The 24,469-nt window shown below is 59.7% G+C and carries 19 protein-coding genes and 2 pseudogenes; 3 read left to right on the forward strand and 18 right to left on the reverse strand.

Annotation, left to right across the window (positions count from 1 at the left end):
• Positions 1 to 74: 74 nt before the first annotated feature.
• The 12 genes from AC3WTM_RS04350 to arcD (AC3WTM_RS04405) form a co-directional block, all read right to left on the reverse strand.
• Positions 75 to 563 (reverse strand): RDD family protein, encoded by a 489-nt coding sequence (locus AC3WTM_RS04350; protein WP_102670351.1) that lies wholly within the window; start codon positions 561 to 563, stop codon positions 75 to 77.
• Positions 564 to 657: 94 nt separating this feature from the next.
• Positions 658 to 870 carry a cold-shock protein gene (locus tag AC3WTM_RS04355; protein ID WP_007931076.1) on the reverse strand — a complete coding sequence of 71 codons (213 nt, stop codon included), beginning with the start codon at positions 868 to 870 and terminating at the stop codon, positions 658 to 660.
• Positions 871 to 1,273: 403 nt separating this feature from the next.
• Positions 1,274 to 2,398, reverse strand: coding sequence for a glycine cleavage system aminomethyltransferase GcvT (gene gcvT, locus AC3WTM_RS04360; RefSeq protein WP_102670350.1), 1,125 nt, complete (start codon positions 2,396 to 2,398; stop codon positions 1,274 to 1,276).
• A 36-nt stretch (positions 2,399 to 2,434) separates the two neighbouring features.
• Complete coding sequence (locus AC3WTM_RS04365; protein ID WP_102670349.1) at positions 2,435 to 3,811, reverse strand: L-serine ammonia-lyase; 1,377 nt, start codon at positions 3,809 to 3,811, stop codon at positions 2,435 to 2,437.
• Between the two features lie 220 nt (positions 3,812 to 4,031).
• Positions 4,032 to 6,884, reverse strand: a complete 2,853-nt coding sequence (gcvP, locus tag AC3WTM_RS04370; protein WP_102670348.1) for an aminomethyl-transferring glycine dehydrogenase — start codon at positions 6,882 to 6,884, stop codon at positions 4,032 to 4,034.
• 11 nt (positions 6,885 to 6,895) lie between these two features.
• Positions 6,896 to 7,279 (reverse strand): glycine cleavage system protein GcvH, encoded by a 384-nt coding sequence (gene gcvH, locus AC3WTM_RS04375; RefSeq protein ID WP_007982298.1) that lies wholly within the window; start codon positions 7,277 to 7,279, stop codon positions 6,896 to 6,898.
• Positions 7,280 to 7,618: 339 nt separating this feature from the next.
• Positions 7,619 to 9,127, reverse strand: a complete 1,509-nt coding sequence (gene gcsR / locus AC3WTM_RS04380; RefSeq protein ID WP_102670347.1) for a transcriptional regulator GcsR — start codon at positions 9,125 to 9,127, stop codon at positions 7,619 to 7,621.
• A gap of 156 nt (positions 9,128 to 9,283) precedes the next feature.
• Positions 9,284 to 9,646: a DUF5064 family protein gene (locus tag AC3WTM_RS04385; RefSeq protein WP_102670346.1), complete on the reverse strand. Its 363-nt coding sequence runs from the start codon at positions 9,644 to 9,646 to the stop codon at positions 9,284 to 9,286.
• Positions 9,647 to 9,709: 63 nt separating this feature from the next.
• The gene (arcC, locus tag AC3WTM_RS04390; protein ID WP_102670345.1) at positions 9,710 to 10,639 is read right to left on the reverse strand and encodes a carbamate kinase; all 930 of its coding nucleotides are present in this window, start codon (positions 10,637 to 10,639) and stop codon (positions 9,710 to 9,712) included.
• Positions 10,640 to 10,824: 185 nt separating this feature from the next.
• A complete protein-coding gene (locus AC3WTM_RS04395; RefSeq protein WP_007974406.1) occupies positions 10,825 to 11,835 on the reverse strand; it encodes an ornithine carbamoyltransferase in 1,011 nt (336 codons plus the stop codon).
• 24 nt (positions 11,836 to 11,859) lie between these two features.
• Positions 11,860 to 13,116, reverse strand: a complete 1,257-nt coding sequence (gene arcA / locus AC3WTM_RS04400) for an arginine deiminase (RefSeq protein WP_102670344.1) — start codon at positions 13,114 to 13,116, stop codon at positions 11,860 to 11,862.
• Positions 13,117 to 13,149: 33 nt separating this feature from the next.
• On the reverse strand, positions 13,150 to 14,577 hold the full coding sequence (arcD, locus tag AC3WTM_RS04405) for an arginine-ornithine antiporter (protein ID WP_102670343.1): 1,428 nt from the start codon (positions 14,575 to 14,577) through the stop codon (positions 13,150 to 13,152).
• 445 nt (positions 14,578 to 15,022) lie between these two features.
• Here arcD (AC3WTM_RS04405) and arcD (AC3WTM_RS04410) point away from each other — a divergent pair.
• Together arcD (AC3WTM_RS04410) and AC3WTM_RS04415 are read left to right on the forward strand one after the other, a co-directional pair.
• A pseudogene (gene arcD, locus AC3WTM_RS04410) lies at positions 15,023 to 16,449 on the forward strand (arginine-ornithine antiporter).
• On the forward strand, positions 16,446 to 17,309 hold the full coding sequence (locus tag AC3WTM_RS04415) for a DNA-3-methyladenine glycosylase family protein (RefSeq protein ID WP_102670342.1): 864 nt from the start codon (positions 16,446 to 16,448) through the stop codon (positions 17,307 to 17,309). The pseudogene arcD (AC3WTM_RS04410) and the gene AC3WTM_RS04415 overlap by 4 nt, the downstream one beginning before the upstream one ends.
• A gap of 130 nt (positions 17,310 to 17,439) precedes the next feature.
• Here AC3WTM_RS04415 and AC3WTM_RS04420 read toward each other — a convergent pair whose 3' ends face one another.
• The 3 genes and pseudogenes from AC3WTM_RS04420 to AC3WTM_RS04430 form a co-directional block, all read right to left on the reverse strand.
• On the reverse strand, positions 17,440 to 18,789 hold the full coding sequence (locus AC3WTM_RS04420; RefSeq protein WP_102670341.1) for a CoA transferase: 1,350 nt from the start codon (positions 18,787 to 18,789) through the stop codon (positions 17,440 to 17,442).
• 86 nt (positions 18,790 to 18,875) lie between these two features.
• The gene (locus AC3WTM_RS04425; RefSeq protein ID WP_371918577.1) at positions 18,876 to 19,631 is read right to left on the reverse strand and encodes a methyl-accepting chemotaxis protein; all 756 of its coding nucleotides are present in this window, start codon (positions 19,629 to 19,631) and stop codon (positions 18,876 to 18,878) included.
• 102 nt (positions 19,632 to 19,733) lie between these two features.
• A pseudogene (locus tag AC3WTM_RS04430) lies at positions 19,734 to 21,014 on the reverse strand (methyl-accepting chemotaxis protein); the annotation flags it as partial.
• A gap of 457 nt (positions 21,015 to 21,471) precedes the next feature.
• On the opposite strand from AC3WTM_RS04430, the gene AC3WTM_RS04435 reads away from it, so the two are divergent.
• Entirely contained in the window at positions 21,472 to 22,257 is a 786-nt protein-coding gene (locus AC3WTM_RS04435) for a hypothetical protein (protein WP_146023706.1), read from the forward strand.
• A 60-nt stretch (positions 22,258 to 22,317) separates the two neighbouring features.
• Here the strand turns inward: AC3WTM_RS04435 and AC3WTM_RS04440 are convergent, their stop codons facing one another.
• The 3 genes from AC3WTM_RS04440 to AC3WTM_RS04450 all read right to left on the reverse strand — a co-directional run bounded on the left by AC3WTM_RS04440 (position 22,318) and on the right by AC3WTM_RS04450 (position 24,358).
• Complete coding sequence (locus AC3WTM_RS04440) at positions 22,318 to 23,052, reverse strand: hypothetical protein (protein ID WP_102670338.1); 735 nt, start codon at positions 23,050 to 23,052, stop codon at positions 22,318 to 22,320.
• A gap of 147 nt (positions 23,053 to 23,199) precedes the next feature.
• The gene (locus tag AC3WTM_RS04445) at positions 23,200 to 23,589 is read right to left on the reverse strand and encodes a YbaN family protein (protein WP_102670337.1); all 390 of its coding nucleotides are present in this window, start codon (positions 23,587 to 23,589) and stop codon (positions 23,200 to 23,202) included.
• Positions 23,590 to 23,749: 160 nt separating this feature from the next.
• Positions 23,750 to 24,358 (reverse strand): biliverdin-producing heme oxygenase, encoded by a 609-nt coding sequence (locus AC3WTM_RS04450; protein ID WP_102670336.1) that lies wholly within the window; start codon positions 24,356 to 24,358, stop codon positions 23,750 to 23,752.
• Positions 24,359 to 24,469: the final 111 nt, after the last annotated feature.

A 24,469-nucleotide genomic window follows, 5' to 3' on the forward strand; every position in this document is an offset into this window, starting at 1 on the left:
GATCTTTCAATCAGGCCAAAAAAAACTGTGGGAGTGAGCTTGCTCGCTCCCACAGTGGTTTCTGCGTCGGGAAATTATTTGGTCTTCTTCGGAATCCGCACCAGTTCGGTATTGGAGTAGATGTCATGCCAGCTGCGTTTCTGTTTGTCGAACAGCGACCAGAAGAATCCCAGGCCAACACACAGCAACGAAGCAATCGATACCACAAAGCGCAGCAGCGCCTGCCACAGGCTGATGGACGAGCCATCGGCGTTCTGCACCCGGATGCACCAGACCTGCATGCCCAGCGTCTGACCGGACCAGGTCCAGAATTTGGCGAAGAAGCCGAAGAGTACGAACAGCAGGACTGTGGAGAGCAGGGGATCGCCGTCCAGCGCACCCGCTTCGGTCAGGGTACGCATCCTTTCTTCGCCAATGATCGCCATCTGGATCATCTTGTAGATCCCGCTGGTGACGATCAGCAGGGCGGTGCACAGCAGGAAATCATAGAACATGGCTGCCAGGCGACGACCCAGGCCAGCGGCAGGAAAGTTGCCCTGGGGGGTAAGCAGGTGTTTCGACATGGCAGGCTCTCGGCGAAAAAGAAGCCATTTTACGGATTTACGCGCACAAAAAAGCCCCTGATGTCAGCATCAGGGGCTTTTTCGTTACAGAAGATTAGCCTTCTGCTTGTACTTCGTCAGCCTGCATGCCTTTCTGGCCTTGCACGGCGATGAAGGTCACTTTCTGGCCTTCTTTCAGGCTCTTGAAACCGTTGCCCTGGATGGCGCGGAAATGTACGAACAGATCCGGACCGCTTTCAGGAGTGATAAAACCAAAACCTTTCTCGTCGTTAAACCACTTGACGGTACCGCTCTGACGTTGGGACATTTCTTATTTCCTTTGACGCAAAAAATTAATGACAGTCTCTTTCTCGTGAAAGAGTACTGGGGCTGGTTGCAGGAGAGTAAGAAGACGTCGAACGGGATGTAGCTAACTTGTAGGCTACTGCCCAGGTCACGATTCCAAGCGACCCATGCAAACACAGTGAACAAACTCTACGCCAACTACGGGAGAAAAAACAAGCCCCTTGAAGGCCCCGTATTTCCTTGGGTTGATGGCAAAGTAAGTCGACTAGTGAGGCCTTATTCACTAACCTTGTTCAATTGTTTTCGATCGTTATAAGCAAAGTTCATAATCGAAGCTTACAGCCAAACAATGCACTATTTTATGGCGGTTGCGTTACACATTAGTGCGCTGTTAACGCAACCGCGTTACTTATAGGAACATTCAATCAGCCGCGATAGTAGCGTTGTGGAACGAATGGCATTTTGCTTACAAGCAAAGGCACCTTTTTCCCACGAACGATCGCCCAGACGGGGGTGTCCAGTGCGATATAAGCGCTGTCGACATAACCCATGGCCAGCGGCCCGCCCAGGGTCGGCCCGAAACCGCCGCTGCAGACGCTACCGATGATGTCGCCGGCTTCGTTGACGATCTCGGCACCTTCGCGCACCGGCGTGCGTTCCTGTGGCAAGAGGCCGACACGCTTGCGGCTTACACCTGCCTGTTGCTGGGCGAATACGGTTTCGGCGCCCGGGAAGCCGCCAGCACGCGCGCCATCGGCACGACGTGGCTTGGAGATGGCCCACAGCAGGCTGGCTTCGATCGGGGTGGTGTCAGTGTTCATGTCGTGGCCGTACAGGCACAGGCCAGCTTCCAGGCGCAGCGAGTCGCGTGCGCCGAGGCCGATGGCTTCGACTTCCGGTTCCGCCAGCAAGGCGCGGGAAAGGGCTTCGGCGCTGGTGGCCGGTACGGAAATTTCGAAACCGTCTTCACCGGTGTAACCCGAGCGGCTGACAAAGCAGTCCACGCCCAGCAGCTTCACGCGGGCGAACTGCATGAAAGTCATCTTCGCCACTTCAGGGGCCAGACGTGCAAGCACGGTCACTGCAGCCGGGCCTTGCAGGGCGAGCAGGGCGCGCTCTTCGAACAGCGGTTCGATCGTGCACTGGTCGCCAATATGCTTGCGCAGGTGTGCCAGGTCCTGGTCCTTGCAGGCGGCGTTGACCACCAGGAACAGTTCGTCGTTGCCCAGGTTGGCGACCATCAGGTCGTCGAGGATGCCGCCGGTCTCATTGGTGAACATCGCATAACGTTGCATGCCCACTGGCAGGTCGATGATGTCCACTGGCACCAGGGTTTCCAGGGCCTTGGCGGCATTGGCGCCGGTCAGGCGAATCTGGCCCATGTGCGAGACGTCGAACAGCCCGGCCTGGTCGCGGGTGTGCTGGTGTTCTTTCATCACGCCCAACGGGTATTGCACGGGCATGTCGTAGCCGGCGAACGGCACCATGCGGGCGCCGAGCTCGATGTGCAGTGCGTGCAGCGGGGTTTTCAACAGTTGTTCGGTGGACATATTCAGCTCCTGAAGAAGGGTGCAGATGAGCGCGCATCAGCACTCGATAATGTTGACCGCCAAACCGCCACGGGCGGTTTCCTTGTATTTGCTTTTCATGTCGGCGCCGGTCTGGCGCATGGTGCGGATGACCTTGTCGAGGGAGACGAAGTGTTGTCCATCGCCGCGCAGCGCCATGCGCACCGCATTGATGGCCTTGACCGAGCCCATGGCGTTGCGCTCGATGCAAGGCACTTGCACCAGCCCGCCAATCGGGTCGCAGGTCAGTCCGAGGTTGTGTTCCATGCCGATTTCCGCGGCGTTTTCCACTTGCTGCACGCTGCCGCCGAGTACTTCGCACAAGGCACCGGCGGCCATCGAGCAGGCGACGCCGACTTCACCCTGACAGCCGACCTCGGCGCCGGAAATCGAGGCGTTTTCCTTGTACAGAATGCCGATGGCTGCGGCAGTGAGCAGAAAGCGCACCACGCCGTCGTCATTCGCGCCGGGGATGAAGCGCATGTAGTAATGCAGCACCGCCGGAATGATCCCGGCCGCGCCGTTGGTCGGTGCCGTGACCACGCGCCCGCCATTGGCGTTTTCTTCGTTGACCGCCAGCGCGTAGAGGTTGACCCAGTCCAGCACCGACAGGGGATCGCGCAACGACGATTCCGGGTTCTTGCACAATTGCCGATGCAGTGCGGCGGCCCGGCGCTTGACCTTCAGCCCACCGGGCAGGATGCCTTCATTGCGGCATCCGGCGGCGACGCAGTCCTGCATCACTTGCCAGATTTTCAGCAGGCCGGCGCGGGTTTCCGCTTCCGGACGCCAGGCGCTTTCGTTGGTCAACATCACCTGGCTGATGGACAGCCCGTATTTGACGCAATGACCGAGAAGATCCTTGGCGCTTTTGAACGGAAAGGTCAGGGGGGTGGCATCTTCGACGATACGGTCGGCGCCGGCGGCGTCTTCATCGACCACAAAACCGCCGCCGACCGAGTAGTACTCGCGGCTGCGGATCTGCAGGCCCGCGGCGTCGAAGGCGCGGAAAATCATGCCATTGGGGTGATAGGCCAACGGTTTGCGAATCATGGCCAGGTGTTCTTTCTCGTTGAACGCAATGCTGTGTTCGCCGAGCAGGTTCAAGCGGCCGTTGCCGCGAATCTCTTGCAGGCGCGCGGCGACGGTCTCTGTATCCACGGTGTCCGGGTGTTCGCCTTCCAGGCCCAGCAGCACAGCCTTGTCACTGCCGTGGCCTTTGCCGGTGGCACCGAGCGAACCATACAGCTCGACTTTGACGCAGGCGGTGGCTTCAAGCAGGTTTTCGCGGCGCAAACCTTCGGCGAAGCGCGCAGCGGCACGCATCGGGCCGACGGTGTGGGAACTGGAGGGGCCGATGCCAATCTTGAACAGGTCGAACACGCTTAACGACATGGTGGTTCTCCGGTTTCTTGTTATAGGAATTCACGGAACATAAGACTTGGCACAGATCCCTGTGGGAGCGAGCTTGCTCCGGGCGGCGTTCCGACGATGACGGACTGACATTCACCAGAGATGTTGATTGAAAGACCGCTATCGCGAGCAAGCTCGCTCCCACAGAGGACTGTGGTGTTCCTGCAAAAAAGGGGGCGGGATCAACCGCCCCCTCATTGGTTTAAGCGTAGCTTTCGATCGACGGGCAGGCGCAGACCAGGTTGCGGTCGCCGAACACGTTGTCGACGCGACCGACCGGTGGCCAGTACTTGCCTTCGATCAGCGACGCAACCGGGTAAACCGCTTGTTCACGGCTGTACGGGTGCGACCACTCGCCAACCAGTTCCTTCGCGGTGTGCGGCGCGTTTTTCAGCGGGTTGTCGTCCTTGTCCAGCGTGCCATTTTCCACTGCGCGGATTTCTTCGCGGATGCGGATCATGGCGTCGCAGAATCGGTCCAGTTCTTCCTTGGATTCGCTTTCGGTCGGCTCGATCATCAGCGTGCCTGCCACCGGGAACGACATGGTCGGCGCGTGGAAGCCAAAGTCGATCAGACGCTTGGCGACGTCATCGACACTGATGCCGCTGCTGTCTTTCAGTGGACGCAGGTCGAGGATGCACTCGTGCGCCACCAGGCCGTTGCTGCCGGTGTACAGCACTGGATAGTGCTCTTCCAGGCGACGGGAGATGTAGTTGGCATTGAGGATCGCCAGCTGCGAAGCACGCTTGAGGCCCGCGCCACCCATCATACGAATGTACATCCAGGTGATCGGCAGGATGCTCGCGCTGCCGAACGGTGCCGCGCAAACGGCGCCTTCCTTGCGCTCCATCTGTGCGTGGCCCGGCAGGAATGGCGCCAGGTGCGATTTCACGCCGATCGGGCCGACGCCCGGGCCGCCACCACCGTGGGGAATGCAGAAGGTCTTGTGCAGATTCAAGTGCGAAACGTCGCCGCCGAACTTGCCCGGGGCACAGAGGCCGACCATGGCGTTCATGTTGGCGCCGTCGATGTACACCTGGCCGCCGTTGTCATGAATGATGCCGCAGATTTCGCGGATGCCTTCTTCGAACACGCCGTGGGTCGACGGGTAGGTGATCATCAGCGCGGCGAGGTGTTCGCGGTGCTCGATGGCCTTGGCGCGCAGGTCTTCGATGTCGACGTTGCCACGGGCATCGCACGCGGTGACGACCACTCGCATGCCGGCCATTTGTGCGGTGGCCGGGTTGGTGCCGTGGGCCGACGACGGGATCAGGCAGATGTCGCGACGGTCTTCGCCACGGCTCTGGTGGTAGGCACGGATCGCCAGCAGACCTGCGTATTCACCCTGGGAGCCGGCGTTCGGTTGCAGGGACACCGAGTCATAACCGGTGGCGGCGCAGAGCATCGCTTCCAGCTCGTCGGTCAATTGCTGGTAGCCGACGCTTTGCTCGGCCGGAGCGAATGGGTGCAGGGCACCGAACTCGGCCCAGGTCACCGGGATCATTTCGCTGGCGGCGTTGAGTTTCATGGTGCACGAACCCAGCGGGATCATGGTGCGGTCCAGCGCCAGGTCCTTGTCCGCCAGTTTGCGCAGGTAGCGCATCAGCTCGGTTTCCGAGTGATAGCGGTTGAACACCGGGTGGCTGAGGATCGGCGACTGACGCACCAGCGTGGCCGGGATGGCGCTCTGCACCGAGGCGGCGAGGGCGGCGAAGTCCGGCAGGGCCTTGCCGTCGGACAGCAGGCTCCACAGGGTTTCAACGTCGGCCTGAGTGGTGGTTTCGTCCAGGGACAGGCCAAGGCGCTCGCCATCGACCACGCGCAGGTTGATACGCTGAGCATGCGCCTTGTCGTGCAGGGCAGCAGTGTGAGCACCGGTTTTTACGGTCAGGGTGTCGAAGAAGCTGGTTTGCTCGACGTTCAGACCCAGTGCACTCAAGCCTTTGGCCAGGATTGCAGTCAGGTGATGCACGCGATTGGCGATCTGCGTCAGGCCTTTCGGACCGTGGTACACGGCGTACATGCTGGCGATGTTTGCCAGCAGTACTTGTGCGGTGCAGATGTTGCTGGTGGCTTTCTCGCGACGGATGTGTTGCTCGCGGGTCTGCATGGCCAGGCGCAGGGCCGGGTTGCCGAAACGGTCTACGGAAACACCGACCAGACGGCCCGGCATGTCACGTTTGAACGCGTCCTTGGTGGAGAAGTACGCTGCGTGCGGGCCACCGAAGCCCAGCGGCACGCCGAAGCGCTGTGCACTGCCGATGGCCACATCGGCGCCGAATTCGCCCGGTGCGGTCAACACGGTCAGGGCCAGCAGGTCGGCGGCCACTGCAACGAGGGCATTGGCGGTGTGGAAGCGCTCGGTCAGCTCGCGGTAATCGAACACATCACCGTTGCTCGCCGGGTATTGCAGCAGTGCGCCGAAGAACGGCGTCACGTCAGTCAGTTCGCGCTCGTCGCCAACCAGCACGTCGATGCCCAGAGGCTCGGCACGGGTGCGCAGTACGTCGAGGGTTTGCGGGTGGCAATGCACGGAAGCGAAGAAGGTGTGGCTGCCTTTGTTCTTGCTCAGGCGTTTGCAGAAGGTCATGGCTTCGGCAGCGGCGGTGGCTTCGTCGAGCAGCGAGGCGTTGGCGATCGGCAGGCCGGTGAGGTCGCTGATCAGGGTCTGGAAGTTCAGCAGCGCTTCGAGACGACCCTGGGAGATTTCTGGTTGGTACGGGGTGTAGGCGGTGTACCAGGCCGGGTTTTCCAGCAGGTTGCGCAGGATCGGCGACGGCGTATGGGTGCCGTAGTAACCCTGGCCGATGAAGGTCTTGAACAGCTGGTTTTTAGTCGCGATGGACTTGATCAAGGCCAGGGCATCGGCTTCGCTCAAGCCGTCTTCCAGGCCGAGGACACTGGTGCCCTTGATGCTGTCGGGAATCACGCTGGCGCTCAGGGCTTCCAGGGAGTCGAAACCAAGGCTGTTGAGCATGGCTTGCTCGTCACCGGCGCGCGGGCCGATGTGACGGGCGATGAATTCGTTGGCAGTGGTCAAATTGATCTGGGTCATGTCAGTGCTCCTCAGGCTTCGGCTTGGGCTTTGATCAGGCGGTCGTAGGCGTCCTGATCCAGCAGTTGGCCGACAGCGGTGGCGTCGCTTGGTTTGAAACGGAAGAACCAGCCTTCGCCCAGCGGATCTTCGTTGACCAGTTCCGGGCTGCTGTCGAGCGCCGGGTTAACTTCCAGCACTTCGCCGTCCAGCGGCATGTACACGCCGCTTGCAGCCTTTACCGATTCCACGGTGGCGGCTTCGGCGCCTTTGTCGTAGGACTGCAGCTCAGGCAGTTGAACGAAAACCACGTCGCCCAGGGCGTTCTGTGCGAAAGCGGTGATGCCGACCGTGACGCTGCCGTCAGCTTCGGTGCGCAGCCATTCGTGATCTTCAGTAAAACGCAACTCGCTCATGGAAACTCCTAAGGGGCCAGACTCGTCTGGTGGACGCGATTGAAGGCTTGGGTAATGCCCAGGTTATGGAGGACTACATAGCAAGAACGCGGCCAACGTTGTTTTTATCGTTTTTAATCAATGATTTAGCTGGTTTTGACAAACACTGAAAATCAATCGCTGTAGCGAAATCGATACGGTATATGTCAAGGATAAAAGCCGAGGTGGATCAAAGCCTTGCACAGCCGCGATCGGAGAGGGGGTGTAGCGATATCGTTCCGCTGTAGCGCTTTCAGTACAGATGGAGGTCGTTTTTGGAGATATCTCTCGGCAAGACACAAAACCTGTGGGAGTCAGGCTTCAGGCCTTGCTCGGAATCCCGTACTTGCGCAACCGATGGGCAATCGCCGTGTGGGAGGTTTGCAGCCGGGTCGCGAGTTGCCGGGTCGAGGGGTAGCTGGCGTAGAGTTTTTCCAGCAGGGTTTTCTCGAACTCGTCCATGGCCTGTTCCAGGCTGTCGACGTCATGATCGCCTTGGCGGGCTACCGAGGTGCCGGCGATGTCGAGGTCGCCGATGTCCACCAGACTGCTTTCGCAGATCGCCGCAGCGCGGAAGATCACGTTCTGCAATTGCCGCACGTTGCCTGGCCAGCGGTTGCCCAGCAGCGCCGGGTAAGTGCCCGGCGCCAGGCGACAGATCGGTCGCTGGATCTGCGCACAGGCCTGCTGCATGAAGTAGCGGGCCAGCAGCAGGATGTCCTGGCCGCGCTCGCGCAGGGGCGGCACTTCGACGTTGAGGACGTTGAGGCGATAGAACAGATCCTCGCGGAACAGGCCTTCGCTGACCATTTTTTCCAGGTCACGGTGGGTGGCGCTGAGGATCCGTACGTTGACCTTGACCTCACGGTCACCGCCGACCCGGCGAAAACTGCCGTCGTTGAGGAAACGCAGCAATTTGGCCTGCAAGTACGGCGACATCTCGCCGATTTCATCGAGAAACACCGTGCCCTGGTTGGCCAGTTCCATCAGCCCCGGCTTGCCCCCTCGTTGTGCGCCGGTGAAGGCGCCGGGGGCGTAGCCGAACAGCTCACTTTCGGCGAGGTTCTCCGGCAATGCCGCGCAGTTCAACGCCAGAAAGGGTGAGCTGTGCCGTGCGCTGATGGCGTGGCAGGCGCGGGCCACCAGTTCCTTGCCGGTGCCGGTTTCGCCCTGGATAAGCAACGGTGCATCGAGGGCCGCCACCCGCTGGGCGCGCGCCTTGAGGGTGCGGATCACCGGCGACTCGCCGAGCAGGGCATCGAAACCTTCGGCGTGGTCATGGTGCAGCGCGGAAAGGCGTTCGCCGATGCGGTTCGGTTGGTACAGGGTCAGCAGGGCACCGGCGTCGGTAATCGGTGTGGCGTCGAGCAATAGGGTCTGGCCGTTGACGGTGATTTCCCGCAGCGGCAGGCGAAAGCCGTGTTCGAGCAAGGCGTCGAGCAAGGCCGGGTCGGCAAACAGGTCGGCCACGCTTTCACCGTCCGGTTCGCGGCCGTACAGGGCGATCAGGGCCGGGTTGGCCAGCAGCACCTTACCGTCACTGTCCAGTGCCAGGACCGGGTCGGTCATGGCAGCGAGCAAGGCGTCGAGCTGCAAGTGCCGGCGTTGGCCAGGCAGGATGTCGACCACCGTCACCGCTTGCACGCCACGCACGCTGAACAGGGCATCGCGCAGTTCCTCGAGGACTTGCGGGCTCAGAGTCGGGGCGTCGATATAAACATTGGGCGGGACCATTTCCACCGCATCCAGGTTCAGATTGCGCCCGCCGAGCAGGGCCAGGACTTCCTGGGTGATACCGACGCGGTCGATGAAGCTGACGTGGATACGCATGGGGCGGTCTTGGGTTCTGCAGTGCGAAGGGTGGCAAGTATGCCTTGGGGCGGGCTAATGTTGAAATCCTGCGCGGACTTCGATTGGGCGTACGCCCCCTGTGGGGGCGAGCAAGCTCGCTCCCACAGGGATCGGTGGTGTTCACAGAGTCCGGGGTTATTCCAGGTGCTCGGGTTTGACCGGGTCGCCCGATTTCATGTTCAGTTGTACCCGCACGTCCTCGAACATTGCGTCGTAATGCTTGTGGATCGAACCGATGTTGCTAAGGGGTTTCGGGATGCCGTGCTTCTCGGCAATCTTGGTGACGTTGCTGGCGAAGTTGTAGGCCATGTCCTTGGGCAGGAAGAACGTCTCGCTCATGTCCTTGCCCTGGATGCTGCCGTGCATCTTGAACTGCATCCCTTTGCCTTCCTTGGGGTCCTGGGCGACTTCATAGTCGATGCAGATGTTGTAGCTGACGTCATCCTTGTTCAGCGCGTGTCGCTCGATGTGCAGGTGACCCGGCTCGAACGTTGCCATTGTTGACTCTCCTTTAAAATGTCTTGAATTGGGGCCTGCCCCAGGCCTGCCCCGCCGTTTCGTTTACTGATAGCTGATGCCTGGTGTCACCGTACTGATGCGCGTACCGGCCTTGCCCTGGACGATCGCCTCGATGTCCGAGAGCGAGCCGATCACTGCGACTTTCCCAGTATGGCGCGCGAATTCGCAGGCTGCCTGCACCTTCGGTCCCATGGAGCCGGCGGCGAAGCCGAGTTTCTCCATTTCGTCGGGGTGGGCTTGGGCGATGGCTTTCTGCGTGGGTTTGCCAAAGTCGATGAAGGCGGCGTTGACGTCGGTGGCGATCACCAGCAGATCGGCTTCAAGCTGTTCGGCCAGCAGTGCCGAGCACAGGTCCTTGTCGATGACTGCTTCGACGCCCTCGAGTTTGCCGGGCGAGGTATACATGGTCGGAATGCCGCCACCGCCGGCGCAGATCACAATGCTGCTTTTTTCCAGCAGCCATTTGATCGGACGGATTTCGAAGATGCGTTTTGGTTTCGGGCTGGCGACCACGCGACGGTATTTGTCGCCGTCCGGGGCAATGGCCCAGCCTTTCTCGGCGGCGAGTGCTTCGGCCTCTTCCTTGGTATAGACAGGGCCGATGGGTTTGGTCGGGTTCTTGAAGGCCGGGTCATTGGCATCGACTTCGACCTGGGTCAGCAAGGTCGCGAAAGGCACTTCGAAGTCCAGCAGATTGCCCAGTTCCTGTTCGATGATGTAGCCGATCATGCCTTCGGTTTCGGCTCCGAGCACGTCCAGCGGATAAGGCGAAACCGAGGTGTAGGCCGCCGCCTGCAATGACAGCAGGCCGACTTGAGGGCCATTGCCGTGGGCGATGACCAGTTGGTTGCCGGGATGGATCTTGGCAATCTGTTCGGTGGCGATCCGGATGTTGGCGCGCTGGTTGTCAGCGGTCATGGGTTCGCCCCGGCGGAGCAGGGCATTACCGCCAAGAGCTACGACGATACGCATGGTGCTAGTCCTTCTAAAAGAGAAGTAAACGGGCGACTCGGTCTGTCGATGGAACCCTGACCCTGTGGGAGCGAGCTTGCTCGCGATGGGATCGCCGCGGTCTGTCAGATGCACCGCGGCGCTGCCATCGCAGGCAAGCCTGCTCCCACATTGACCGTGTTCCGTCAGTGGGAGCCAGTCAGCCGTTATAGATCAGCCAGCGTCGACACCAGAATCGCCTTGATGGTGTGCATGCGGTTTTCCGCTTGCTCGAAGGCGATGCAGGCCGGCGACTCGAACACGTCATCGGTCACTTCGATGCCGTTGCTCAGGTGCGGGTACTGCTCGGCAATCTGCTTGCCGACTTTGGTATCACAGTTGTGGAACGCCGGCAGGCAGTGCATGAACTTGGTGCGCGGGTTGCCGGTGGCCTTCATCAGTTCGGCGTTGACCTGATACGGCAGCAGTTGCTGGATGCGTTCGGCCCAGGCTTCGACCGGCTCGCCCATCGACACCCAGACGTCGGTGTGGATGAAGTCCACACCCTTGACCGCCGCTTTCGGGTCTTCGGTGAGAGTAATGCGCGCACCGCTTTCTTCGCCGTACTGTTTGCAGCGCGCCACCAGGTCGTCCGCCGGCCACAGGGCTTTCGGCGCACAGATGCGCACGTCCATGCCGAGCTTGGCGCCGATCAGCAGTAGCGAGTTGCCCATGTTGTTGCGCGCATCGCCGAGGTAGGCGTAGCTGATCTCGTGGATCGGCTTGTCGGCGTGCTCACGCATGGTCAGCACGTCGGCGATCATTTGCGTCGGGTGATATTCGTCGGTCAAACCGTTGAACACCGGTACGCCGGCGAACTTGGCCAGTTCCTCGACGATTTCCTGCTTGAAGCCACGGTACTCGATGGCGTCATACATGCGCCCGAGCACGCGGGCGGTGTCCTTCATGCTTTCCTTGTGGCCGATCTGCGAGGAATTCGGGTCGATGTAGGTGACGTTGGCGCCCTGGTCATAGGCTGCAACTTCAAACGCGCAGCGGGTGCGGGTCGAGGTCTTTTCGAAGATCAGCGCGATGTTGTTGCCCTTGAGATGCTGCTGTTCGGTGCCGGTGTACTTGGCACGCTTGAGGTCGCGGGACAGGTCGAGCAGGTAGCGCAATTCGCGAGGGGTGTGGTGTTCCAGGCTCAGCAGATTGCGGTTATGGATATTGAACGCCATTTTGGATCTCCTAAGGTGAACAGGTTAGTAGTCAATCGGGTCGCGGATGATCGGGCAGGTCATGCAATGGCCGCCGCCCCGTCCCCGGCCGAGTTCACTGGCACTGATGGTGATCACTTCCACGCCTGCCTTGCGCAGCAGGGTATTAGTATAGGTATTGCGGTCGTAGCCGATGACCACGCCTGGCTCAACGGCCACCACGTTGTTGCCGTCGTCCCATTGCTCGCGTTCAGCGGCGAAGCTGTTGCCGCCGGTTTCCACCACGCGCAACGCTTTGAGGTTCAAGGCCTGAGCCACGGTGTCGAGGAAGCTGGTTTCTTCACGACGGATATCGATGCCGCCCGCTTTGCTTTCATCGGGACGCAGTGTGAAGGCGACAATCTGGTTCACCACTTCCGGGAAGATCGTGACGAGGTCGCGATCGCAGAAGCTGAACACCGTGTCCAGGTGCATGGCCGCGCGTGATTTCGGCAGGCCGGCGACGATCACTTTCTCGACGGCCTTGTTTTGGAACAGGTTCACCGCCAGTTGGGCAATGGCCTGCCGCGACGAGCGTTCGCCCATGCCGATCAACACCACGCCATTGCCGATCGGCATCACGTCACCACCCTCGAGAGTGGAGTTGCCATGGTCCTTGTCCGGGTCGCCGTACCAGATCTGGAAGTCGGCGTTGGTGAACTCGGGGTGGAATTTGTAGATGGCGGTGGTCAGCAGGGTTTCCTGGCGGCGTGCCGGCCAATACATCGGGTTAAGGGTGACGCCGCCGTAGATCCAGCAGGTGGTATCGCGGGTGAACTGGGTGTTGGGTAGCGGCGGCAGGATGAAGCTGGAGTTGCCGAGGAGTTCGCGGAACATCTCGATGGCCTTGCCACCGAAACTGGTGGGCAAGTCATCGCCCGAAACGCCACCGATCAGGAACTCGGCGATCTTGCGCGGCTCCAGACTGCGCAGCCACGAGGCGGTTTCGTTGATCAGGCCCAGGCCCACCGAGTCGGCGGTGACCTTGCGCTCCAGAATCCAGTCCAGGGCTTCGGGGATAGCGACGATGTCAGTCAGCAGGTTGTGCATTTCCAGCACATCGATGTTGCGTTCGCGCATCTTGGTGATGAAGTCGAAGTGGTCGCGCTTGGCCTGGGCCACCCATAGCACGTCATCGAACAACAGTTCATCGCAGTTGTTCGGGGTCAGCCGCTGATGGGCAAGTCCCGGGGAGCAAACCATGACTTTGCGCAGTTTGCCGGCCTCGGAATGGACGCCGTACTTAACTTTTTCCGTGGTCATTTCAGTGATCCTCCAGATGACAAAAACATGGGTTTACAGAGTCAGGAAGCCGTCATATAGACCGTAGGCCGCCACTATGGCGCCGACGACCACCGTAGCGAAAATCAGCTTCTCGACGTTGGTGAAAACCGGTTTGTTGATTTCCAGCTTGGCCTTGGCGAACAAGATCACGCCGGGGGCGTAGAGCAGGGCGGACAGCAGCAGGTACTTGATGCCGCCGGCGTACAACAGCCAGACCGCGTAGATCAGAGCCACCGCGCCGATGATGAGATCCTTCTGCCGCTCGCCCGCGGCGCCTTCGTAGCTTTCGCCGCGCACCGCCAGCAGCAAGGCGTAGGCTGCCGACCACAAGTAAGGCACCAGGATCATTGAGGTGGCGAGGTAGATCAGCGACAGGTAAGTGCTGGCCGAGAACAATGTGATGATCAGGAAAACCTGCACCATGGCGTTGGTCAGCCACAGGGCGTTGACCGGTACATGGTTGGCGTTTTCCTTGCGCAGAAACTCCGGCATGGTGTGGTCCTTGGCGGCGGCGAACATGATCTCCGCACACAGCAGCACCCACGACAGTAGCGCCCCCAGCAACGAGATGATCAAACCGACGCTGATCAGCACCGCACCCCAGTGACCGACCACGTGCTCCAGCACGGCGGCCATCGACGGATTCTGCAGTTTGGCCAGCTCCGGCTGGGTCATGATCCCCAGCGACAGCACGTTGACCAGGACCAAAAACAGCAGCACGGTGACGAAGCCGATCACGGTGGCCTTACCCACGTCGCTGCGTTTTTCCGCCCGGGCCGAAAAGATGCTCGCGCCTTCGATGCCGATGAACACCCACACGGTGACCAGCATCATCTTGCGCACCTGGTCCATCACGCTGCCCAGGTCCGGGTTCTTCAGGCCCCAGATGTCGGCGGTGAAGATCTCCAGTTTGAAGGCGAATACCGCAATCAACATGAACAGCAGCAGCGGCACGATCTTGGCGACAGTGGTCACCAGGTTGATGAACGCTGCTTCCTTTATTCCTCGCAGTACGAGGAAATGTACGCCCCACAGCAGCACCGAGGCGCCGATCACGGCAGCGGGGGTATTCCCCTCCCCAAATATCGGAAAGAAGTAGCCGAGGGTGCTGAACAAAAGTACGAAGTAACCGACGTTGCCCAGCCAGGCACTGATCCAGTACCCCCAGGCGGACGAGAAGCCCATGTAGTCGCCGAACCCGGCCTTGGCGTAGGCGTAAACCCCGCCATCAAGATCGGGTTTGCGGTTGGCCAGGGTCTGGAACACGAACGCCAGGGTCAACATGCCGACGGCGGTGATCGCCCAACCGATCAGAATGGCGCCGACATCCGCGCTGGCCGCCATGTTTTGTGGCAAGGAAAATATCCCGCCACCAATCATCGAACCCACGACTAACGCAACCAGCGCGCCGAGTTTCAGTTTTCCGGGAGTTTCAGACATTGCATGGCTCCAATGCAGGAGAAGAGAGGCAACAGACTAATTCCGTTGACTGCTGAATCAGCTGACTTAGATCACTAAATTAGAGTGTTAGCAGTTTGCTGGCGGAGTGCCATCGCTTACGGTGTTTCTGTCTGTAATGCCTGTTCTAGAGGCTTTTTCAGTTTGTTTTAGCACTTTTTGTATTTGTTTCGAATTATGACGCTAGTTGGGGTTTTCGAATCTGCAAGTTTTGTTTATGCGTTTTTTTGTACAGAGTTGACATATTAAAAGTGCGTATAAAGCAAATGAATATATGGGTGTCAAAATAGCCATTTTGTGCAAGTAAAAAAGAGGCTGGTTGGCGTTATCCAACAAACGTTATTACTCTTCATCAGTTTAGTTGACGCTCGTTATGTGACGATCTCGCGGCCGTTGCCGCCCACCAACGAAAAATGGAGATGCAACGATGTCGCAATCACCGAACAAGCTTCGCCTTAGCGCACTGATCGCGCTGGTGGTGGGTTCGATGATCGGCGGCGGGATTTTTTCCCTGCCGCAGAACATGGCGGCCAGGGCCGATGCCGGGGCGATCCTGATCGGTTGGGCAATCACCGCCGTCGGCATGTTGACCCTGGCGTTCGTGTTCCAGACCCTGGCCAATCGCAAGCCGGAGCTGGACTCCGGGGTGTACGCCTATGCCAAGGCCGGGTTCGGCGATTACATGGGTTTTTCCTCGGCCTGGGGCTACTGGATCAGCGCCTGGCTGGGCAACGTCGGCTACTTCGTGCTGCTGTTCAGCACCCTCGGTTATTTCGTTCCGGTGTTTGGCGAAGGCAACACGCCGATCGCCATCGTCTGCGCTTCGGTGCTGCTCTGGACTGTGCATTTTGTGGTGATGCGCGGGATCAAGGAGGCGGCGTTCATCAATCAAGTGACCACCGTGGCCAAGATCGTGCCGCTGATCATGTTCATCGTGATTGCCGCCGTGGCGTTCAAGGCGGATATCTTCACCGCCGACATCTGGGGGCGTAACAACCCGGAATTCGGCAGCGTGATGGATCAGGTTCGGCACATGATGCTGGTCACCGTGTTCGTGTTCATCGGGATCGAGGGGGCCAGTGTCTATTCGGCCCGGGCGGAGAAACGTTCCGACGTGGGCCGGGCGACGGTGATCGGGTTCATTGGGGTATTGGCACTGCTGGTGCTGGTGAACGTGCTGTCGCTGGGCATCATGACCCAGCCGCAACTGGCGAAACTGCAGAACCCCTCGCTGGCGGCAGTGCTTGAACATATCGTCGGCCCCTGGGGGGCGTTGCTGATCAGCATCGGCCTGGCGATCTCGCTGTTGGGGCCTTGTTGTCCTGGGCGTTGCTGTGCGCCGAAATACTGTTCGCCACGGCGAAAGACAAGACCATGCCGGCATTCCTGACCAAGGAAAACGCCAACCATGTGCCGGTCAATGCGATGTGGCTGACCAACTCGATGATCCAATTGTTCCTGCTGATCACCCTGTTTTCCGCCGGCACCTACACCAGCCTGATTTACCTGGCGTCCTCGATGATTCTGGTGCCGTATCTGTGGTCGGCGGCGTATGCAGTGTTGTTGTGCGCACGGGGTGAAACCTATCAACAGGCACCCGCCGAGCGGGTCAAGGACCTGCTCATTGGTGGCATCGCTCTGGGCTACGCGGTGTGGCTGCTGTATGCCGGCGGCCTGAAGTATTTGCTGCTGTCGGCGCTGCTGTATGCACCGGGTGTGATCCTGTTCGCCAAGGCTCGTAATGAGCAGGGCAAGCCACTGTTCACGGTTGTCGAGAGAGGTATTTTCACCTGTGTCATCGGTGGTGCGGGGCTGGCAGCTTACGGGTTGTACAGCGGGTTGCTCAGTCTGTGAGGTTGTTGCTGGCGTACCAGCCGCCCTATGACTGGCCGGCGCTCCTGGGGTTCTTGTCGGCGCGGGCGATCGTGGGCCTGGAAAGGGTGGTCGAGGGTGTGTACTCGCGCAGCATCGACCTGGATGGCGTTCACGGTACGTTTTCGATCCAGGCTGCAACATCCGATGCACTTGAGCTGACCCTGGACTTTCCGGAGGTTGCTGCCGTGCCTGAGATCGTTGCGCGAGTGCGGCGAATGTTCGACCTGGATGCCGACCTGTCCACGATTCACCGACGCCTGGCGGTTGATCCGCTGATGGCGCGGTTGATTGCCGAACGCCCGGGCCTGCGCGTACCCGGGGCGTGGGACGGGCTGGAGCTGGCGATCCGCGCGGTACTGGGGCAGCAGATTACGGTGGCGGCGGCGATCCGCCTGGCGGGGAAACTGGTAGCGCAGTACGGCACGCCACTGAGTTCAACGCTAGCGGGATTGACCCATGTTTTTCCCCGGGCCAGCGTTTTGGCAGGCGCAGATCTGGCCGCGCTGGGCATGCCGAAAAGCCGAGGCCGGACCTTGTCTGGGGTGGCTCAGGCACTGCTCGATGATCCGCGATTGTTTGAGCCCGGCCGGGAGGGGGGCGTAGCGCGGTTGCTGGCGTTGTACGGGATTGGTGACTGGACGGCGCAATACATTGCCTTGCGACAGTTGCGGGAGATGGATGGGTTTCCCAATGGTGATGTCGGGCTGATCAATGCGTTGGCGGCGCTGGAGGGGGGGCCGGTGACAGCCAGGCAACTGTTGCAGCGGGCTGAAGGGTGGCGGCCGTATCGAGGTTATGCGGCGCAGGTGCTGTGGACTTCCTTGAGTCGGGCGGACTGAGCTGATCCGGAATTTGTGCTGCTGTTTCTGGCGCTATCGCGAGCAAGCTCGCTCCCACAGTTGATGGCGGTCTCTCGGAAGGTCTCGGTCACCTGTGGGAGCGAGCTTGCTCGCGATGGCGCCATGACTGTCACCACCACTGTGCGGGATGTGAACCCAGTTCAGTCGCGGGCAAGGTCCATTGCAGAGGCGTTCCTGTGATCTTCAGAGGCACCTGCAACCGATGCGCCGGTCCCCAGGGTGTCTGCTCCACCATCAACCCCTGATCCTGCTCATCTTCCGCACGTAACGCTTCACTCGTCCCCGCCCCATGCTCGATCAACAACCTCGCCGTACGCGCCAACGACAATCGCGCCGCCCCCCCGATACCGTCGCTCAACCGCTGCGCCAACAACCGGATCGCACTGGCCGCCATCAGATACCCAGTGGCGTGATCGAGGGCCTGCACCGGCAATGGCGTCGGTTTGTCCGACTGCTTCCAGCGCATGCCCGCTTCGGCAATGCCACTGCTCATCTGCACCAGGCTGTCGAAGCCCCGCCGATTTTGCCAGGGGCCGCTCCAGCCATAGGCGTTTAGACAAACATCGATCAGGCCCGGGTTCAGTTGCCGGCGCTCATTCATGCCCAGTCCAAGTCGTTCCAGTGCATCGGCACGATAACCATGAAGCAGAATGTCGGCGTCCTTGAGCAGGCATTCGAATACGGCACGGTCGGACTTGTCGTTCAGATCAAGACGCGCGCAGCGTTTTCCCAAGGTGACTTCCGGCACCACTCCAGGTTCGTTCCAGGTCGGCGGATCGATGCGCAGGACATCGGCGCCCAGGCCTGCCAGAAAGCGACTGGCGATGGGGCCGGCCAGTACCCGGGTCAAGTCCAGCACCTTGATGCCAGCCAGTGGTCGAGCCACTGAACCTGTCCACGGTTGGCGGCTCCGGCTTGGGTGGTTGGCGAATTGAATCAAGGGTTCTGCGTTTACCGCCTGGCCTTGAGGATGGACCTGCCATTGTTCCCAAGTGCGCATTTCGGCGGCACAGCCACCGGCATCGACCACAGCCTGTTCCAGATCGCTTTTCGCCCACCGAGCCACTTTGTCGGCCATCGCTGCGCGGTCGGTACAGGCACCGAGCACGCTTTCGGCAGCGGCGCGGTGATGGGGCGCGTTGGTGTGCAGGCGAATCCAGCCATCGCGGGTGGCGTAGTCACCCGCGATCGGGTCCCACAACGGCGGAACGCTCCAGCCAAGCGGGCGAATCGAGGTTGCGAACCAGAATGACGCCAGGCGTCGGTCAACTTCAAGGTCGGGCAGGCGCCCGGTTTGTTGGTGCAGCAGTTCGCTGGCAGCCTGGCCGGCGACGGCCATGCTGGCGCAGGCCAGATCAGTGACGGCAAACGCCGAGGGCAAGGCGCCACTGGACGTGAATGGAATCGGGGTGTGAGGCAAACCGAGTACGGCTTGAATGGACGTGAGCAGATCAGTCATTGAAGAGCCCTCCGGAGCGAGAGCCCGATCATAGTTCAAAAAATTCCAGGTCAGATGAAATCCATGTGGGATCTTCGGTAGGTTCTTTAAACGCGGAACTGATCCATCAACTTCATCTGGTGGGTGGTCAGGGAGTTGAGCTGGCTGCTGATCTGCGCCGATTCGGTGGCCTGGCCGGTCAGGGTTTCGGTGACGGTGCGGATCGCCGAGACGTTGCGGTTGACCTCTTCGGCGACGGCGCTTTGCTGTTCGGCGGCGCTGGCGATTTGCAGGTTCATGTCGCTGATTACGGTGACCGCATCGCTGATCTTGCCCAAGGCCTGGACGGCCTGCTGGATCTGCCCGGCGTTGCTGTGGGCCTGGGTCTGGCTTGAGTGCATGGTGGCGACCACGCCGCGGGTGCCGCTCTGGATGCGTTCGATCACCAGGCGAATTTCTTCCACCGAGTCCTGGGTGCGTTTGGCCAGGTTGCGCACTTCATCGGCGACCACCGCAAAGCCACGACCGCTTTCACCGGCACGGGCGGCTTCGATGGCGGCGTTGAGCGCCAGCAGGTTGGTTTGTTCGGCGATACTGCGAATCACCTCCAGCACCGAACCGATCTGCTCACTGTTGACTGCGAGGGCTTCGACTTCGGTCACGGCCTTGCTGACTTCATCGGCCAGTTGATTGATGTCGCGGGTACTGCGCTCGATGATTTGCATGCCGTCGCGGGCCGACTGGTCGGCACCTTTCGCCGCGTTGGCCGCGTTCGAGGCGCTATTGGCAACATCGTGGGCGGTGGCGCTCATTTCGTTGGACGCGGTGGCGACCTGGTCGATTTCGCGGAACTGCACCTGCATGCCTTCACTGGTCTGACGGGCGATTTCCGAAGACTGGTCGGCCGTGCCACGGGCATCGGTGATGCTTTGCTTGATCTGCGCGATGGTCGGTTGCAGCTTGTCGAGGAAGCGGTTGAACCAGCTCACCAGTTCGCCCAACTCGTCCTTCTTGCTGTAGTGCAGGCGCTGGGTCAGGTCGCCGTCGCCACTGGCAATCGCCTTGAGCATGTCGGCCACGCTATTGATCGGGCGGGTCACGCCGGACGCGGTAAGCCACATCAGCAGCAGACCGATCACACCGGCAATCACTGCCACCGACAGTGCCTTGATCGTGCCGCTTTGCTGAGCATCGTCGAGTACCGCTTGCAGTTTCACTGAGTCGGCCAGCAGCACTTGCCTGGGCAGGTCGATCACCACGGCCCAGGCCTTGGCATCGGCAATCGGGCTGACTGGGTAAACCGCTCGGATCAGGTCGCCTTGCTGGAGAATCTTCGGCGCGCCACTAGCGAGCAACTGCAGGATGTCCTTGCCATCGCCGCCCAGGGTGTCGCCGATGTTCTTGCCGACTTTGCCGGCGTCGACACTGTAGGCGGCCAGCACGCCAGTGCCGGAAACGATGAGCATGTGCCCGGCACTGTTGAACAGGTCGCGCTGGGAGTCGACCGCCGCCGCTTGCAGAGCGTCGAGGGCGATGTCGATGCCGACCACGCCGATGGACTTGCCATCTACCAGCAGCGGTACGGAAATGGTGGTCATCAACACTTCCTTGTTGCCGACGGTATCGGCATACGGGTCGAGCAGGCAGATGCGCTTGCTGTCCCGCGGGCAGGTGTACCAGACGTTGTACGGCGTGCCGCTGAGGTTCAGGGTGGTTTTGGTCATGTCTTCTTCGACCATGATCGTGTTCAGCGACTCACCCCCGGCGCGGCTCCAGTACGTGGCGAAACGGCCGATCTCGTTGGACTGGCGGGCGGCGTCATTGACGAATTCGCTGTCCTTGCCGTCCAGCCCATTGGGTTCGAACGCCAGCCAAATGCCCAGTACTTTGCTGTTGCGCTCGAAGGCGGTTTTCAGACTCTGGTTCAACTCTTCTCGCAAGACGCCGGGCTCGAGGGAGCGTTTGGCGGCCAGGTTGCGCATGTCCTGGATCTGGTCCGCGAGGGCGGTCACCACCGTCAGGGTTTCACCGAAGGTCTTCTGCACCCGCACCGCCTGCTCGGCGGCCTTGGCCTGGAGCAGGTCCTGCACACTGGCAGTGAGCATTCTGCTGCTGGAGTCGCTGACCAGATCATCGTTCTGATTGGTCTGGTAGATGTTCATGCCCACTATCAAGGCGACTACGCCCAGCAGGCACAGACCGGACAGCAGGACAATTTTCAGGCGGATGGACACTGAGTCGAACATAGGGCGAACTCGCGAATGGATGAAGTGTTGGCTGTGGGCCGTTGCGGCTCACTCGCTAAGTCCGTTTAGCGCCGATCAATGCACATCGGCGTGGCGAAGAGGTTACATGAGGGACAACCCGACGAGCGGTAGTTGTTGAACGTTTGCGCAGAAAAATGTGCCGTAAATGGGGATAAAAAGAGGAAAAAGCGCGGGGTGAACTCAGGGGGCATCAGGGACGCCGGTCTCGAAGCGCCTGAATGAAATTCACAAAATACATATGTACCGCTTCTCATAAACGGCAGGACGTTTCAATGCAGATGCCACCTCGGTGGAACACTTCCGGAAGCTTTGGCTTTCGGCATCTGACAGAAAATAATGAGAAGACTCTATGTGGATTACTTGCTTTAAAAGGACCGGGTTGCGCTCGGTGTTGTTGATTTGGGGGATGTTGTTGGCGGCAGGCGCGGCTCCTGCCATGTCTTTTCTGAACTCGGCAGCTATTTCGGGTATTGCCTCTCAAATTCCCTCGGCGGCCACGGTACTGCCGGACAAGCTGAACACCCTCAAGGAAAGTCTGGCTGACGAAACGGATGTGAAGCAATACAGCTTCATGGCGGTGCGGGGGCAGGATGTGTGGATCCGTGCGAGTGGGACGAAAGGCGGGCCATTGACGCTGGAATACAATCGCGATGGAAACTGGGCCGTAATCCCTTGGGGTACACCCTTAACGGTTTCTGGTTTGCAGCCGAATCAGGAAGTTCAGGTTCGCATCTCGAAGAATCCGTCCGCCCCGTTCGTGGCGGGTGATATCTACACGCTTGAGTTTGGTTCAGCACCTTACTACGCCGACAGTCGCGTCCGGGGCGATGCCGGTGAGCTGCCGCTGTACTGGGCGACCACGCAGGCCTACAGAGTCCTGAACTGGTCGGTCCGATTGAGGGATTCGACAGGGCAGCCGCTCGAAGGCGCTAAAGCTACCTTGATATTGAACAAGGGGGGGGATGACGAAAGGTTCGACCTTATAACGGACAGCACTGGTAGCGCCGCGCAAGCCCTTGAGTTGGGCAGGTGCTATGGCCAGTTGAAGTCTGATCCTTTCTGGACCAGCAGTGGCAAGTATCGCTATAAGTGGGAGGTCGAATACAACCTGGGATATTGGTCGATTCAGGTTCAAGACAAAGAGGCGTCGGGGGTGGGCGGTCACAACGTGCCGAACGTTTCATTCGCTCAGATATGCTATCAAAACATGTTGCATAACTAGATCCGGCATATTCCCGGCAACGCGATGATGTACATCGCTTTACCGGGCTTTTTCAAACGATCAGGCCTCGATGTGCAGTCCCTGCTTTCTCTCGCTCGGGTCCTTTTCGGCTTTTTTATGCAATTGATCCAGCCAGGAGTCTGTACTGCTCAGGTCAAGCGCACCTTTGTTCAGCAATAATCCATAGTCAATCATCTTGTGGAAGTTGCTTAGGTCCAGTTTCACCTTGCCCTCGAACTGTGGCTTATCCAGTTGAATCAACTCGATTACGGTCTTGGCGTGCTTGAAGCTCAGGGGTTGCAAGCCTTTGGCCTCGTTCAACAGGGTATTCAATATTTCCTCATCCCTGGCAGTCAGGGTGTCGGGGGGCGAAGTGACTTTCAACTGACCGTCTTCGGCCACGGTGAAGCCCATTACGTTATGGGCCAGGCCAGACCATTTGTTTTGCAGGTCTTTTTTGAAGTCGGAGTAAATCTCATCCATTTTTTTGAGCATCAAATTTGCCTGGAATTCATGATGCCTGATCATTGAATATCTAAAGCTTTCAATCAGGGGAGGTAGGTCATAGAACCCGTTAATTGATTCGAGCTCATTCAAAAACTCCTCCACCTCATCCAGTTTTTCGCTACTGAGATTTCTAGGCTCACTTCGAGGAGCTCGGAGTTTCTCTATGGTCAGCTTTAACCTGTCATCCATTACCGGAGTGTCGACTTTCTCAAGCTGGGCTTTTTCCGGGCTCGCCTTCACTGTTTGCGGATACGGAATTTGAAAAGATGCAGCGTCACTTACATTCATGTCAGCTTCTCATTGTGTGGGTTCATCGTGCTTAACGGCCAAACCCGGTCATGGATGACCTGATAAACACGTAGGAGAAGTCCGAACAGGAAGTAGGTACTTTCAAGTATGCCGTTGTCGGCTGTCACAGGGCGGTTTGAAGAGGTTTCAGGTGACTTGCGGCAGTGATTCCGGCCGTGACCAGATCCACAGATTGCCCAGCCCCATGCCGGCAATTGCCAGGTAAATCGGCCAGCCGTGATCGAGCATCGCCAGCATCAGACCGGCACACAACAGCATGCTGATTGTGGCGCTGACTTTTGCTCGACGCGCGATGATCTTGCCGTTGCGCCAGTTATGGAGGATGGGGCCAAACAGCCGGTGGTTTTCCAGCCAGGCACTCAGGCGCGGCGAACTGCGGGTTGCGGCCCAGGCGGCCAGCAGGATGAACTCGGTGGTTGGCAGGCCGGGTATGACGATGGCGATCAGGCCGATGCTCAGGCTGGCATAGGCCAGCAGGCCGAAGAGGAGGCGGGAGAGTCTGGAGGAGGCTGGCATGGGCTCAAGGCAACGTGTGAGGCTGATCGAAATCTTACGGATTCGCTTCGTTCCTTGTGGGAGCGAGCTTGCTCGCGATAGGGGAGTATCAGTCGACAATATTGCTGTCTGGAATACCGTCATCGCGAGCAAGCTCGCTCCCACAGGGGAATGTGGTATGTCAGGCGACTTCCGGAGCGCTGGCGTAAGCCTGCTCCAGCAACACCGTAAAACGGTTGAACGCATCGATGGCGCCTTTTTCCACTTCGGCTTCTTCCCGGGCGCTGAACGCCAGGCCATCCAGGGTTTTGACGAAGCTCTTCCAGCCTTCAGCGCGGCCTCCGGCCGGTTCGCCGAGGTGGCGGGCGCCGAAGGTTTCGCTCAGGCCAAGGCCTACGGCGCGCTTGATGAGGAACGCCGCGCCGAGCTTCGAGCCTTCGGAGACGAAGATCCAGCCCAGGGCCTCGGCCTTGGTCGGGTTCTTCAGTGCACCGGCGACAGGTGCCGGTACGTCGGTGTCCAAGTCCGCGAGGTCGGCCCTGGCTGCATCGGCACGACAGCGGGCCGGCAGGTCCGGGACGACGTTGGTCAGTTCGGCATCGTTGTACAGCGACATCAGTTCCGACTGGAACAGGTACTGCGCCACCACGAAACGGGCGAAATTGGCCGGGGTTTCAAACGGGGCATGAGCCTTGACCAAGGCATCGAGCTTGCTGTGCGGCTCGTGGGTGATCTGGTTCAAACGTTGCGAACGCAGGTTGGGGTGTTGTTCGGTGGCTTGGGTAGTCATGGCAAATCCTTGGAGAAAGAGAGGCGCTTGGTAACGAGACGAACCGAAAGGCGCCTGACAGTAAAAAGTCCTCACCGGGCGGCTTGATGAAACCGCCAGGCGAGATGAGCG

It is taken from the genome of Pseudomonas sp. EU05-FHT14B02 (assembly GCF_058791055.1).

Bases quoted from the DNA above. Each gene is read 5' to 3' on its own strand.
- AC3WTM_RS04350 (WP_102670351.1), bottom strand. From the start codon at position 563: ATGTCGAAACACCTGCTTACCCCCCAGGGCAACTTTCCTGCCGCTGGC.
- AC3WTM_RS04355 (WP_007931076.1), bottom strand. From the start codon at position 870: ATGTCCCAACGTCAGAGCGGTACCGTCAAGTGGTTTAACGACGAGAAA.
- gcvT (WP_102670350.1), bottom strand. From the start codon at position 2,398: ATGTCCACCGAACAACTGTTGAAAACCCCGCTGCACGCACTGCACATC.
- AC3WTM_RS04365 (WP_102670349.1), bottom strand. From the start codon at position 3,811: ATGTCGTTAAGCGTGTTCGACCTGTTCAAGATTGGCATCGGCCCCTCC.
- gcvP (WP_102670348.1), bottom strand. From the start codon at position 6,884: ATGACCCAGATCAATTTGACCACTGCCAACGAATTCATCGCCCGTCAC.
- gcvH (WP_007982298.1), bottom strand. From the start codon at position 7,279: ATGAGCGAGTTGCGTTTTACTGAAGATCACGAATGGCTGCGCACCGAA.
- gcsR (WP_102670347.1), bottom strand. From the start codon at position 9,127: ATGCGTATCCACGTCAGCTTCATCGACCGCGTCGGTATCACCCAGGAA.
- AC3WTM_RS04385 (WP_102670346.1), bottom strand. From the start codon at position 9,646: ATGGCAACGTTCGAGCCGGGTCACCTGCACATCGAGCGACACGCGCTG.
- arcC (WP_102670345.1), bottom strand. From the start codon at position 10,639: ATGCGTATCGTCGTAGCTCTTGGCGGTAATGCCCTGCTCCGCCGGGGC.
- AC3WTM_RS04395 (WP_007974406.1), bottom strand. From the start codon at position 11,835: ATGGCGTTCAATATCCATAACCGCAATCTGCTGAGCCTGGAACACCAC.
- arcA (WP_102670344.1), bottom strand. From the start codon at position 13,116: ATGACCACGGAAAAAGTTAAGTACGGCGTCCATTCCGAGGCCGGCAAA.
- arcD (WP_102670343.1), bottom strand. From the start codon at position 14,577: ATGTCTGAAACTCCCGGAAAACTGAAACTCGGCGCGCTGGTTGCGTTA.
- AC3WTM_RS04420 (WP_102670341.1), bottom strand. From the start codon at position 18,789: ATGACTGATCTGCTCACGTCCATTCAAGCCGTACTCGGTTTGCCTCAC.
- AC3WTM_RS04425 (WP_371918577.1), bottom strand. From the start codon at position 19,631: ATGCAGGTGCAGTTCCGCGAAATCGACCAGGTCGCCACCGCGTCCAAC.
- AC3WTM_RS04435 (WP_146023706.1), top strand. From the start codon at position 21,472: ATGTCTTTTCTGAACTCGGCAGCTATTTCGGGTATTGCCTCTCAAATT.
- AC3WTM_RS04440 (WP_102670338.1), bottom strand. From the start codon at position 23,052: ATGAATGTAAGTGACGCTGCATCTTTTCAAATTCCGTATCCGCAAACA.
- AC3WTM_RS04445 (WP_102670337.1), bottom strand. From the start codon at position 23,589: ATGCCAGCCTCCTCCAGACTCTCCCGCCTCCTCTTCGGCCTGCTGGCC.
- AC3WTM_RS04450 (WP_102670336.1), bottom strand. From the start codon at position 24,358: ATGACTACCCAAGCCACCGAACAACACCCCAACCTGCGTTCGCAACGT.